Consider the following 12,533-nt stretch of genomic DNA (forward strand, 5'->3'; position numbering starts at 1 on the left):
ACCGCCGATTAATCATTTTGCAACAGCGATAAAGGACTGCAGTTGCGCTTCATTTTGTAAACGTTGTTGCAGCGCTGCGGCTTCACTCTTGCTGGCAAACGGGCCTAACTGAATACGCCAGACGGCGCCATTTTGTTCCAGACGACCCGGTACACCAAACTTCTGGCTGAGCCCCTGCTGATACTGCTGGGCGCGAGCCTGATCGCTGACTGCACCAACCTGTACGACAAAGTTACCCGCAGCAGCAGGGGAGGCAGCAACGGCACCCTGGGTAGCGCCTGGCGCCGTGACCGGTGCTGTGTTTTGCGGTGCCGTAACGGGTGCAGCCGTTTGCGGCGCTGCAACCGGCTGCGGTGCTGGCGGCTCGCTACCTTCCAGCACGCCAGAAGCCAGCGTGGTTGGCGCACCGAGGAAGCCACTGCTGCTGACTGGCGCGCCCATGCTGTCTTCACTTTTCAGCGTATCGTTGCTGATAGCACGTACATCACCCTGGGGAACCGCAGGCTCAGCCGGGGAGGAGACGCTACCCATTCCGCCGCTTAAATCGGGGCGAGCAGGCAGAGCGTAGGTCTGTTTAGCGACCGTAGTGCAGGCCATACCCGGACCTGAAAGCGAACCATCCTGCGCCACGATGATAGGATCGATGCGCACTTTGGTATTGTTTGAGGTGTTCAGTCGGTCTGCCGCCGCGCGGGAGAGCGAAATAACGCGATCATTACCGTACGGGCCGCGATCGTTAATGCGCACCACAATCATCCGGCCATTGGCCAGGTTAGTGATACGGGCATAGCTCGGGATCGGCAGCGTTGGATGGGCGGCAGTAAGCTGCATAGGGTCGAACGCTTCGCCTGAAGCCGTCAGGTTACTGCCGGGCTCCGCATCATAAATCGCAGCCAGGCCTGCCTGACTGAAGCGCGAGGCATCCTGCACAATTTTATAGCTTTTGCCGTCACGCTCGTAATCCTGATTGGCGGTAGCGCTCAGCGGTTCAAAGCGTGGATCGGCACCACTAATCTCAACAATCGGACCATTACAGACCGCTGGCTGCGCGGGTGCGACGGTCGCTTGCTGCTGACCATCGTCACTTGTACAGGCTGCCAGTAAACTTACTGCGATGCAGATCCCAGGCCACTGCTTGCGCATTGCGCTCCCCTTATACGCTCTTTGACAACATTTTTCTGTGGGTATGGATCGACATGACGATACCAAACCCGGCCATCAGCACGATCAGTGCCGACCCTCCGTAACTTACCAGCGGCAGCGGTACGCCAACCACCGGCAGAATACCGCTCACCATACCAATATTTACGAAAACATAAACGAATAAAATCAACATCAAGCCACCGGCCATTACGCGACCAAAGGTGGTTTGCGCCCGCGCCGCAATCCACAGCCCACGCATGATAAGCAGCAGATAAAGCGCCAGCAGGATTAAGATGCCAACCAGCCCCAGCTCTTCTGCCAGTACCGCAAAGATAAAGTCGGTATGACGTTCAGGTAAGAACTCCAGCTGCGACTGGGTACCATGGAGCCAACCCTTTCCGCGCAGGCCACCGGAACCAATAGCAATCTTCGACTGTATAATATGATAGCCCGCCCCCAGTGGATCGCTCTCTGGATCCAGCAGCATCATGACGCGTTGACGTTGATAGTCGTGCATCAGGAAGAACCACAGGATGGGAATAAAGGCTGCCACCAGCACCACCGCGATGCCAATCAGACGCCAGCTCAGGCCGGAAAGGAACAGTACAAACAGACCGGAAAGGGCGATAAGAATCGAGGTTCCCAGGTCAGGCTGTGCCGCCACCAGCAGGGTAGGCAGGAAGATCAGCACCAGTGCGATAGCCGTATTCTTCAGTGAGGGGGGGCAGACGTCGCGGTTGATAAAGCGCGCCACCATCAGCGGCACCGCAATTTTTGCAATCTCTGAGGGCTGAAAACGCACTATCCCCAGATCAAGCCAACGCTGTGCACCCTTGGAAATGGCGCCAAACGCATCGACAGCGACCAGCAGAATGATACAAAAAATATAGAGATAGGGGGCCCAGCCTTCATAGACACGAGGCGGGATCTGCGCCATCACCACCATCACCACCAGGCCCATAGTGATCTGGCCGATCTTGCGCTCCGTCATACCCAGGTCCTGGCCGCTGGCGCTCCAGATAACCAGCGCGCTATAAACCAGCAGCGCCAGCAAAATCAGCAGCATGGCCGGATCGATATGGATTTTGTCCCACAGCGATTTTTTATTCGGATTATCCGTCACGATTATTGGTCCTCCGCGGCGGCGGTAGCCGGGTTTTCATTTGGCAATTCGGTGTTGTTATCACCCAGCATGATGTGATCGAGGATCTGGCGCATGATGGTACCAACCGCCGGGCCGGCGCCGCCGTTTTCCAGAATAATCGAGACGGCAACCTGCGGGTTGTCATAAGGGGCGAAGCCGATCATCAGTTTGTGGTCACGCAGACGTTCGGCAATTTTATGCGCGTTATAGGTTTCGTTAGCCTTCAGGCCGAAGACCTGCGCAGTACCGGATTTAGCCGCAATTTTATAAGGTGCGCCCGCAAAGTATTTATGCGCCGTACCGTTCGCACGGTTCGCAACGCCAAACATCCCGTCTTTGGCGATTTCCCAATAACCGGAATGAATATCGCCCACCGGCGGCTCGTGCGGCTGAATCCAGGGAACTTTCTTGCCATTTTCAACGGTGCTCATCAGCAGGTGCGGCACTTTTACCACCCCGTCGTTAATCAGCGTCATCAGCGCTTTGTTCATCTGGATCGGCGTAGCGGTCCAGTACCCCTGACCGATACCCACCGGAATGGTATCGCCCTGATACCAGGGTTTTTTGAAGCGTTTTAGCTTCCATTCGCGGGTTGGCATGTTACCGGAGCGTTCTTCCGAAAGATCGATACCGGTGTAGTGGCCATAGCCAAATTTCCCCATCCACTCGGACAGCCGATCGATACCCATGTCGTAAGCGACCTGATAGAAGAAGGTATCGGCAGACTCTTCAAGCGATTTGGTGACATTCAGATGACCGTGACCCCATTTTTTCCAGTCACGGTACCGCTTTTCAGACCCTGGCAGCTGCCACCAGCCGGGGTCAAAGAGGCTGGTGTTACGGGTGATCACCCCAGAACTGAGGGCAGAAACGGCCACATACGGCTTCACGGTGGACGCTGGCGGGTAGACGCCCTGGGTGGCGCGGTTAATTAGCGGGGTGTTCGGGTCGTTCAGCAGGCCGGAGTAATCCTTGCTGGAGATCCCATCCACAAAGAGGTTCGGATCATAGCTTGGCGTTGAGACCAGCGACAGAATGCTGCCGGTACGCGGGTCGGTAACAATCACCGCCGCACGGCTGCCAGCCAGCAGGGTTTCGATATATTGCTGCAGCTTCAGATCGAGGGTCAGGTAGATATCATGCCCTGCCTGCGGCGGCACCTCTTTTAACTGGCGGATGACGCGGCCACGGTTGTTAACTTCAACCTCTTCATAGCCCGTCTGGCCATGCAGCACGTCTTCATAGTAACGCTCAATCCCCAGCTTGCCGATATCATGGGTCGCCGCGTAGTTAGCGAGTTTGCCATCTTTATCCAGGCGTTCGACGTCTTTATCGTTAATTTTAGAGACGTAGCCAATAACGTGGGTCAGGGCCGAGCCATAAGGGTAGAAGCGGCGTTTATAGCCTTTCACCTCAACGCCAGGGAAACGGTACTGGTTTACAGCAAAGCGGGCAACCTGGACTTCGGTCAGGTTCGTTTTCACCGGAATGGAGGTAAAGCGGTGTGAGCGTGAGCGCTCTTTTTTAAAGGTCGCGATATCTTCGTCATTCAGGTCCACCACGCTGCGCAGGGCTTCCAGCGTCTGCTGAACATTATCGACCTTCTCAGGCATCATTTCGATTTGGTAGATCGTGCGGTTCAGCGCCAGCGGCGTGCCGTTACGATCGTAGATAATGCCGCGACTCGGCGCGATGGGAACCAGTTTGATACGGTTTTCGTTAGAACGCGTCTGGTAGTCGGTAAAACGGACGACCTGCAGATTATAGAGGTTGGCAATTAGCACGCCAGTAAGCAGCAAAATCCCCAAAAAGGCGACCAGCGCCCGACGCACAAACAGCGCGGACTCAGCCGAATAGTCGCGAAAAGAATTCTGTAGTTTCATCCGCTGCTTAATTTATCCAGAACGTAATCATTACTCACGGTGATAAGGATGGTTGGTTGTGATACTCCACGCGCGGTAGAGGCTCTCGGCAACCAGCACCCGCACCAGAGGGTGGGGAAGTGTCAGCGCGGAGAGAGACCAACTCTGTTCTGCTGCCGCTTTGCAGGCAGGGGATAACCCCTCCGGGCCGCCAATCAACAGGCTGACGTCGCGACCATCCTGCTTCCAGCGTTCGAGCTCGTGCGCCAGTTGGGGCGTATCCCAGGGTTTCCCCGGAATATCGAGAGTGACGATGCGGTTTTTACCTGCTGCAGCCAGCATCATCTCACCCTCTTTATCCAGAATGCGTTTGATATCCGCGTTTTTGCCACGCTTACCCGCCGGAATTTCGACCAGTTCAAACGGCATATCCTTAGGAAAACGGCGCAGATATTCAGTGAAACCGGTTTGTACCCAGTCGGGCATTTTGGTGCCAACGGCGACCAGCTGCAGCTTCACGCATTAACCCCAGAGCTTTTCCAGCTCATACAGGCGACGACTCTCTTCCTGCATGACGTGGACAATAACATCGCCTAAGTCAACCACGACCCAGTCAGCGGTCGCTTCGCCTTCCACGCCCAGCGGTAACATACCTGCCGCGCGAGACGCCTGAACCACATGGTCAGCAATAGACGCGACATGGCGCGTGGAGGTACCGGTGCAGATGATCATGCAGTCGGTGATGCTTGATTTGCCCTGAACGTCAATGGCAATGATGTCCTGACCTTTCAGGTCATCAATTTTGTCGATAACAAAATCCTGGAGTGCTTTACCCTGCAAGTGTTCCCCCTGGGGTGAGTGAGATTGAGCAATATTAAATTCGTAGCCAGACAGTATACCTGAACTGACGGCGGCGTCGGGACAATTGTCACCGGACGGGCGTTTGGAGGCGGGTATCATCCCACCCCCGGTCAGAGATTGCATCGCCATTTTTGTAAAACAGTTTTTGTAAAAGCATGCCTGGCATCGCCTGGCTGCGGAGGATATCAGCCTGGATGGGGCTGTCAATGGCGAGAGCGTGAATGGACGGCTTTTTCAGCCTTTCAGCGCGTCGTTGTCGGTTTTCTGGTACAGACCCTGCTGCTGAATGTAACGAAGTACCGCTTCGGGTAACATTTCTGCGCAGGATTGACCGTTCTGCAGGCGCTGACGAATCTGGGTGGCAGAGATATCAAACCACGGCGTTTCAGCCAGATAGATTTTACCGGCAGGCAAGGTATGCAGATCGTCAACGTGGGGCGTCAGGTGCGCTTCAAGCCACTGCTGGTGCACCTCTTCTTTCATCGTTAAAGGATAGCCCGGGCGACGGCAGACAATAAGATGGCTGTTATTGAGGATGGTGTCGTACTGATACCAGGAGGGAAAGCTGAGTAACGAATCCTGCCCAATAATAAAGGCCAGCGGTGCGTCCGGGCCTTGCTCTTCTCGCCATGCCTGCAAGGTTTGCGCAGTCCAGGAGGGAGTATCCCGACGGAGCTCGCGCTCATCGAGGCGAAAAAGGGGTTTATCGGCAATCGCCAGCTCAAGCATGGTTTTACGCTGTTCGCTGGTCGCCTCCGGCTGAGGGCGGTGAGGGGGCACATTATTGGGCATGATGATAACCCGCTGCAGCCCAATCAGGTTTGCCAGTACCTCTACCGGCTTCAGGTGCCCATAGTGAACTGGGTCGAAAGTGCCGCCATACAGCGCCTGTAGCGTTTTCATATCAGCCTTCGATAAAAACATCAGCCAGTGCTTTATGGCACAGCAATAACGACAAGCTCTCCAGCTCTGACCATATCGACTGGCCGTAATCCTGTTTCAGCGTGAGTTCAGCGCGGGTCAACAGTTGCACGGCCTGGCGCAATTGCTCCGGGCTGAGGCGGTTCAGCGCCTCGGTGGTCATCCCCCGGCGGTTTTGCCAGACGCGGTGCTTATCGAACAGCGCGCGCAGCGGCGCGTGGGCCGACTGACGTTTCAGGTTAACCAGCAGCAACAGTTCGCGCTGCAGGGTTCTGAGTAGGATCACCGGCTCGCTGCCCTCAAGACGCAGCTGCTGCAAAATGTGCAGGGCACGTTTACTTTTGGCGGCCAGCAGGGCATCTACCCAGTGAAACGGGGTAAAGTGAGCGGCATCGTTCACCGCCTGCTCCACGCGGGGCAGGGTCAGTTTGCCATCCGGCCAGAGCAGAGAAAGACGCTCCAGCGCCTGGGCGAGGGCCAGCAAATTCCCTTCGTAACAGTAACAGAGCAGCTGGTTGGCGGCATCGTCGAGCTGAAGGTTGTTCTGCCGGGCGCGGGCGGCCACCCATTTGGGTAGCTGCGCCTGTTCCGGTGTCTGGCAGGTGACCAGCACGGACTGGTTTGCTAACGCGGCGATCCATGCGGCATTTTCTTGTGCTTTAGTGAGCTTATTGCCTCGCACTATCAGCAGCAGATCGCTGTGCAGCAGGCTTACCAACGTAGCGAGTTGCTCGTTGATGGCGGCGTTAGGGCCGTTTTCGGGTAGCTGGATCGTCAACGTCTGTCGCGTGGCGAACAGGCTCATCGCCTGGCAAAGCGAAAAAATCTCCTGCCAGTCGGTGCTGTTATCCAGCGTAAAGCTGTGGTGTTCGTCGAACCCCTGGGTCGCGGCTATCTGACGCACCGCGTCATGGCTCTCTTGTAACAGCAGCGGATCGTTTCCGAGTAACAGATACGCCGCGCGCAGCCCCTCTTTGAGCTGCGCGCGGAGTTGTTCAGGGTACAACCTGATCATCAGTTACCCAGCGTCGTGGAGACGCGAGGCGTGGTCGTAACGGGCGTCGCTTCTGCCGTCTCTTTTTTATCCGCAGCCTGGATACTCGGCAGCTTACGGATCAACTGTTCAGCCGCTTTGTCGTACATTTCGTTGACGATAATGGTGCGTTCAGCATCTTTTGCCAGCGCTGCCTGCGGGTTATCGAAGAACGAACGGTACACTTTAGTACTGATCGGATAGATATCATGGCCCGGAATCAGTACTGCCGCGCTCACCTGCATGACCATCTGGTATTCCGCGGTACGACCATCCTGGAAGATGGAAGCGGTATCCTGGCTCAGGGATGAGCGCAAGACACGGAACGATGGCACATCCTGACGCAGAGAACCTTTTTCGATCAGTTCAACGCCGTTAAGGCGCAATTGGTTACGGATGGCACGGCTAAGCGGGCCATTCGGATCCCCGGAATCGAAGATCATGGTTTTCATCTGATCCGGCACCGCGGTGGTATTACGCAGGTGCCAGCCACAGCCAGCGGTGACAAGCACCGCCAGAGATAACAGTAATGTTGCCAGTTGTCGCACGCTTCCTCCTGCGCTTAGCCAACGACCAGATTCAGCAGTTTACCGGGTACGTAGATCACTTTACGTACGGTAACGCCGTCAAGGTACTTCGCCACCAGAGGCTCCTGAGCTGCACGTTCACGTACCTGCTCTTCAGAAGCATCCACTGCCACGGTGATTTTGCCACGCACTTTGCCGTTAACCTGCACCACCACCAGCGTGGTGTTTTCAACCATGGCTGCCTCGTCGGCAACTGGCCACGGCGCGTTGTCGATATCGCCTTCGCCGTTGAGCTCTTTCCACAGGGTAAAGCTGGCGTGCGGGGTGAACGGGTTCAGCATACGAACTACGGCCAGCAGCGCTTCGCGCATGACGGCACGATCCTGCTCGCCCTCCTGCGGAGCTTTCGCCAGTTTGTTCATCAGTTCCATAATAGCCGCAATTGCGGTATTGAAGGTCTGACGGCGACCAATATCGTCCGTAACTTTGGCAATCGTTTTATGCACATCACGGCGCAGTGCCTGCTGATCTTCCGTCAGAGCGTCAACCTTAAGATCCGCGACGTCGCCCTGTGCAAGGTGTTCATAAACCAGTTTCCAGACGCGTTTCAGGAAGCGGTTAGCCCCTTCAACGCCTGATTCCTGCCACTCCAGCGTCATATCTGCCGGTGAAGCAAACATCATAAACAGACGCACGGTATCCGCGCCGTAACGCTCAACCATCACCTGCGGGTCGATGCCGTTGTTTTTCGACTTGGACATCTTGCTCATGCCGGTATAGACCAGTTCATGACCTGCGGCGTCTTTCGCCTTAACAATACGGCCTTTCTCGTCGCGCTCAACAATCGCATCTACCGGGGAAACCCAGTTACGCTCGCCGTTCGCGCCCACGTAGTAGAAGGCATCTGCCAGCACCATACCCTGACACAGCAGCTGTTTGGCTGGCTCGTCAGAGTTAACCAGGCCTGCGTCACGCATTAATTTGTGGAAGAAGCGGAAATAGAGCAGGTGCATGATGGCGTGTTCGATACCACCAATGTAGATATCGACCGGCAGCCAGTAGTTTGCTGCTTCGGAATCCAGCATGCCTTCCTGATACTGCGGGCAGGTATAGCGCGCGTAGTACCAGGAGGACTCCATAAAGGTGTCGAAGGTGTCAGTTTCACGCAGCGCAGGCTGACCGTTCACGGTGGTTTTTGCCCATTCCGGATCGGCTTTGATTGGGCTGGTGATACCGTCCATGACGACGTCTTCCGGCAGGATCACCGGCAACTGGTCTTCTGGCGTTGGCATTACGGTGCCATCTTCCAGCGTCACCATAGGGATTGGCGCACCCCAGTAACGCTGACGGGAAACGCCCCAGTCTCGCAGACGGTAGTTCACTTTACGCTCGCCAACGCCCATGGCAGCCAGCTTGTCGGCGATAGCGTTAAAGCCCTCTTCGAAGCTCAGACCGCTGAATTCGCCGGAGTTGAACAGGGTGCCTTTTTCGGTCAGCGCCTGTTCGGACAGGTCAGGCTCAGCGCCATCTGCCGCCAGGATAACCGGCTTGATGGTCAGGCCGTATTTCTTAGCAAACTCGTAATCGCGCTGATCGTGTCCCGGAACCGCCATCACAGCGCCGGTGCCGTACTCCATCAGTACGAAGTTAGCTGCCCAGACCGGCACGGCTTCGCCCGTCAGCGGGTGGATAGCGTTGAAACCGGTCGCAACACCTTTTTTCTCCATGGTCGCCATGTCGGCTTCGGCCACTTTGGTGTTACGGCATTCATCAATGAAGGCAGCCAGCTCTGGATTGTTTTCGGCGGCTTTCTGCGCCAGCGGGTGCCCTGCGGCTACGGCCAGGTAGGTCGCACCCATAAAGGTGTCCGGACGCGTGGTGTAAACGGTCAGGGTCTGATCGTAGTTTTCTACGTTAAAGGTGATTTCCACCCCTTCAGAACGACCGATCCAGTTACGCTGCATGGTCTTCACGGTATCTGGCCAATGATCCAGATTATCCAGATCGTTCAGCAGCTCGTCAGCGTAAGCGGTAATTTTAATAAACCACTGCGGGATCTCTTTACGCTCAACTTTAGTGTCGCAGCGCCAGCAGCAGCCATCGATAACCTGTTCGTTCGCCAGTACGGTCTGGTCGTTCGGGCACCAGTTAACGGCAGAGGTCTTTTTATAGACCAGCCCTTTTTTGTAGAGCTCGGTGAAAAACTTCTGCTCCCAACGGTAATATTCCGGGGTACAGGTGGCCAGCTCGCGGCTCCAGTCATAGCCAAAGCCCAGCATTTTAAGCTGGTTTTTCATGTAAGCGATGTTGTCATAGGTCCACGGCGCAGGGGCCGTGTTGTTTTTCACCGCCGCCCCTTCAGCCGGCAGACCGAACGCATCCCAACCAATTGGCTGCAGCACGTTTTTGCCCAACATGCGTTGGTAGCGGGCGATCACATCACCGATGGTGTAGTTACGCACGTGGCCCATGTGTAGTCGACCAGAAGGATAGGGAAGCATCGACAGGCAGTAATACTTCTCTTTGCTCTCGTCTTCGGTGACTTCAAAGGTGCGCTTCTCGTCCCAGTGTTGCTGGACGTGGGATTCTATCTCTTCCGGGCGGTATTGCTCTTGCATGGCAGCCAGTGGTCCTGTGTTCAATACAGCTACAAATGTAGCCAATGTAAGTGGTATTCCAGATCCGCATAGCATAGCCCAAACGCCCGCGTCAAAACAGCCTTTAGCATAAAAGCGGCGGACATGAATTTACGCTATCTGTGGCAGAACTGACAAAGCGCTGAATAAATAAGGTCTATTATTAGAGACAGTTACTCACCCAGGAGGCAAAAAGATGAACAAGGTTGCTCAATTTTACCGTGAACTGGTCGCCACGTTGACTGAACGTCTGCGTAACGGCGAGCGCGATATCGATGCGTTGGTAGAGCAGGCGCGTCTGAGGGTAATCCAGACGGGGGAGTTAACGCGGACAGAGGTTGAAGAGCTGACCCGGGCTGTGCGCCGCGATTTAGAAGAGTTTGCCCGTAGCTATGAAGAGAGCCAGGGCGAGGTGGCAGACAGCGTATTTATGCGAGTAATTAAAGAGAGTCTCTGGCAAGAGCTGGCGGATATCACCGATAAAACGCAGCTCGAATGGCGCGAGGTGTTTCAGGATCTCAACCATCATGGGGTCTATCACAGCGGCGAAGTGGTGGGGCTGGGGAATCTGGTTTGCGAAAACTGCCACTACCATCTGGCGGTTTATACCCCGGATGTGTTGCCGGTCTGCCCGAAATGCGGTCACGATCAGTTCCAGCGCCGCCCCTTCGAGCCGTAACCGTTTTGTGAACGAGTGAGAGGGGACGTGACGTTCCCTCAACCCTGGGTCGGCGCGCTGAATCTGCAAAATGAGAGCGATGTCTCGGGGGTGTCCCACACCAGAATAAGCTGCAGCACAGGAGAATCTGACGGCTGCGGTGGAATATCGATCAACGACGTAATATATCCCCTGGCAATAAGCGCATTCTGTAGCGTGCGTGAAAAGAGCCGTACCCCTTCAACCCCAAGACATTTATTGACGGCCTGCTGAATAATCCCGCCCAAGAGCGTATACGCCAGCTGTGGGTTATCCGTATCAAATGTTACGTGAGTAATTTTTCTGCACGTGGTCTCGTGGGGAAAAAGGATCCGGTTCGGGCGTCGCTGAGGAGGCGCTGGGGCATATTTAGGCCTGTCCCAGCTGAAAGTCTGCTTTCGGTTATGACTTTGTCCGTGGAGATCCGGGATGCTGTTGGCAACGCTGGCGTGAGCAAACTGACAGCCAAATAAGAGAAACAGCAGGCCGGTGAACAGGCCATTGAAAATCATTGTCATGAAGCAACATCCATTTTGATTCTTTCACTGAGGTATAACGACGATCGTCACATCGCAAGATCCCTTCTCGCGAGGTTATAGCTTTGTCGTAATGGTGAAACAAAGCAAATAATGTCTGATTTAAGAAGCGCTAATTATGTCGGGGACGAATCAGGGCCGGATTGACTAACCCGGCCGCGCAGGGTTATTGCTGATAAAAAGCCAGTCGCTCTGCCAGCAGATCGACAAACGCCTGACGATCAATATCCAGCATCACTTCAGTATTCGGCGCGTTGCCGCTGAGGAAGTAGTAATCGACCACGGTCATGCCTTGCGTATATTTGCCCTGCGTCTCAACGCCGACCCAACGTGTTACGGTAGTGAAGATCTCCGGCTTCAACAGCCAGGCGATGGTACAAGGGTCGTGCAACGGCGCTCCGTTAAAGCCCCATTTCTCGGTTTTATGATATTCCATAAAGAAGTCGAGGAGCTCGGCGACCGTGGTGGCGACGGGGTTGCCAATGCTGCGAAAACGTTCGATATCGGCGGCCATAATCTGCGCCCGATGGGTGACATCAAGCCCGGCCATCACCACCGGAATTCCGGACTGGAAGACAATTTCGGCCGCTTCAGGATCGACGAAAATGTTGAATTCCGCGCTGGGCGTCCAGTTGCCGAGCGTCATTGCGCCGCCCATAATCACGATTTTCGCGATCCTGTCATGCAATTCAGGGTGGCTGTTAAGCAGCAGCGCCACGTTAGTCTGCGGGCCTGTGGCAACCAGGGTGACGGGCTCGCTGCTTTCACGTAGCACCTTCGCCATCAGCTCAACTGCGGTGCAATTTTGTGGCGCAAAGCTGGGTTCCGGCAGCGCCGGGCCATCCAGTCCACTTTCGCCATGGACGTTGTCGGCAATAATCAACTCACGCATCAGCGGTTTTTGCGCGCCGCCGGCAACCGGAATATCGGTGCGCTGTAGCAGGGTGAGCATCCGCAAGACATTGCGCAGCGTTTTATCCGGGGTCTGGTTTCCGGCGGAAGAGGTCACCGCTTTGACATCCAGTTCGGGGGAGGCGAGGGCAAGAACAAGCGCTATCGCGTCATCATGACCCGGATCGCAGTCGAGGATTATTGGCTGTGCCATAGGACTCTCCGTTTCTCAGTGTAGTTTTGTGACAAGGCTAACGCTTACGCCATGAGCAGACGAGAACA

At 55.4% G+C, this 12,533-nt stretch carries 12 protein-coding genes; 1 reads left to right on the plus strand and 11 read right to left on the minus strand.

Annotation, left to right across the window (positions count from 1 at the left end; all coding sequences use genetic code 11):
* Positions 1-12: 12 nt before the first annotated feature.
* The 9 genes from rlpA to leuS form a co-directional block, all read right to left on the minus strand.
* The gene (gene rlpA / locus B2Q93_RS11205; RefSeq protein WP_207293216.1) at positions 13-1,143 is read right to left on the minus strand and encodes an endolytic peptidoglycan transglycosylase RlpA; all 1,131 of its coding nucleotides are present in this window, start codon (positions 1,141-1,143) and stop codon (positions 13-15) included.
* A 10-nt stretch (positions 1,144-1,153) separates the two neighbouring features.
* A complete protein-coding gene (mrdB, locus tag B2Q93_RS11210) occupies positions 1,154-2,266 on the minus strand; it encodes a peptidoglycan glycosyltransferase MrdB (RefSeq protein WP_032617027.1) in 1,113 nt (370 codons plus the stop codon).
* Between the two features lie 2 nt (positions 2,267-2,268).
* Entirely contained in the window at positions 2,269-4,170 is a 1,902-nt protein-coding gene (mrdA, locus tag B2Q93_RS11215) for a peptidoglycan DD-transpeptidase MrdA (protein WP_046884296.1), read from the minus strand.
* 30 nt (positions 4,171-4,200) lie between these two features.
* Complete coding sequence (gene rlmH / locus B2Q93_RS11220; protein ID WP_040076580.1) at positions 4,201-4,668, minus strand: 23S rRNA (pseudouridine(1915)-N(3))-methyltransferase RlmH; 468 nt, start codon at positions 4,666-4,668, stop codon at positions 4,201-4,203.
* 3 nt (positions 4,669-4,671) lie between these two features.
* Positions 4,672-4,989 (minus strand): ribosome silencing factor, encoded by a 318-nt coding sequence (gene rsfS / locus B2Q93_RS11225; RefSeq protein WP_040076579.1) that lies wholly within the window; start codon positions 4,987-4,989, stop codon positions 4,672-4,674.
* 255 nt (positions 4,990-5,244) lie between these two features.
* Entirely contained in the window at positions 5,245-5,913 is a 669-nt protein-coding gene (gene nadD / locus B2Q93_RS11230) for a nicotinate-nucleotide adenylyltransferase (RefSeq protein ID WP_046884295.1), read from the minus strand.
* 1 nt (position 5,914) lies between these two features.
* On the minus strand, positions 5,915-6,946 hold the full coding sequence (gene holA, locus B2Q93_RS11235; RefSeq protein WP_286933041.1) for a DNA polymerase III subunit delta: 1,032 nt from the start codon (positions 6,944-6,946) through the stop codon (positions 5,915-5,917).
* Positions 6,946-7,512, minus strand: a complete 567-nt coding sequence (lptE, locus tag B2Q93_RS11240; RefSeq protein ID WP_046884293.1) for an LPS assembly lipoprotein LptE — start codon at positions 7,510-7,512, stop codon at positions 6,946-6,948. The genes holA and lptE overlap by 1 nt, the downstream gene beginning before the upstream one ends.
* 14 nt (positions 7,513-7,526) lie before the next feature.
* Entirely contained in the window at positions 7,527-10,109 is a 2,583-nt protein-coding gene (leuS, locus tag B2Q93_RS11245) for a leucine--tRNA ligase (RefSeq protein WP_052452769.1), read from the minus strand.
* 214 nt (positions 10,110-10,323) lie between these two features.
* On the opposite strand from leuS, the gene B2Q93_RS11250 reads away from it, so the two are divergent.
* Positions 10,324-10,806 (plus strand): zinc ribbon-containing protein, encoded by a 483-nt coding sequence (locus B2Q93_RS11250; protein WP_040076574.1) that lies wholly within the window; start codon positions 10,324-10,326, stop codon positions 10,804-10,806.
* Between the two features lie 38 nt (positions 10,807-10,844).
* Here B2Q93_RS11250 and B2Q93_RS11255 read toward each other — a convergent pair whose 3' ends face one another.
* Both B2Q93_RS11255 and rihA read right to left on the minus strand, forming a co-directional pair.
* Positions 10,845-11,342, minus strand: a complete 498-nt coding sequence (locus tag B2Q93_RS11255) for a POTRA domain-containing protein (protein WP_233801211.1) — start codon at positions 11,340-11,342, stop codon at positions 10,845-10,847.
* A 184-nt stretch (positions 11,343-11,526) separates the two neighbouring features.
* The gene (gene rihA, locus B2Q93_RS11260; protein WP_207293223.1) at positions 11,527-12,465 is read right to left on the minus strand and encodes a pyrimidine-specific ribonucleoside hydrolase RihA; all 939 of its coding nucleotides are present in this window, start codon (positions 12,463-12,465) and stop codon (positions 11,527-11,529) included.
* Positions 12,466-12,533: the final 68 nt, after the last annotated feature.

The organism is Leclercia sp. UBA5958, from assembly GCF_002430365.1.
Classification (GTDB): Bacteria; Pseudomonadota; Gammaproteobacteria; order Enterobacterales; family Enterobacteriaceae; genus Enterobacter; species Enterobacter pneumoniae.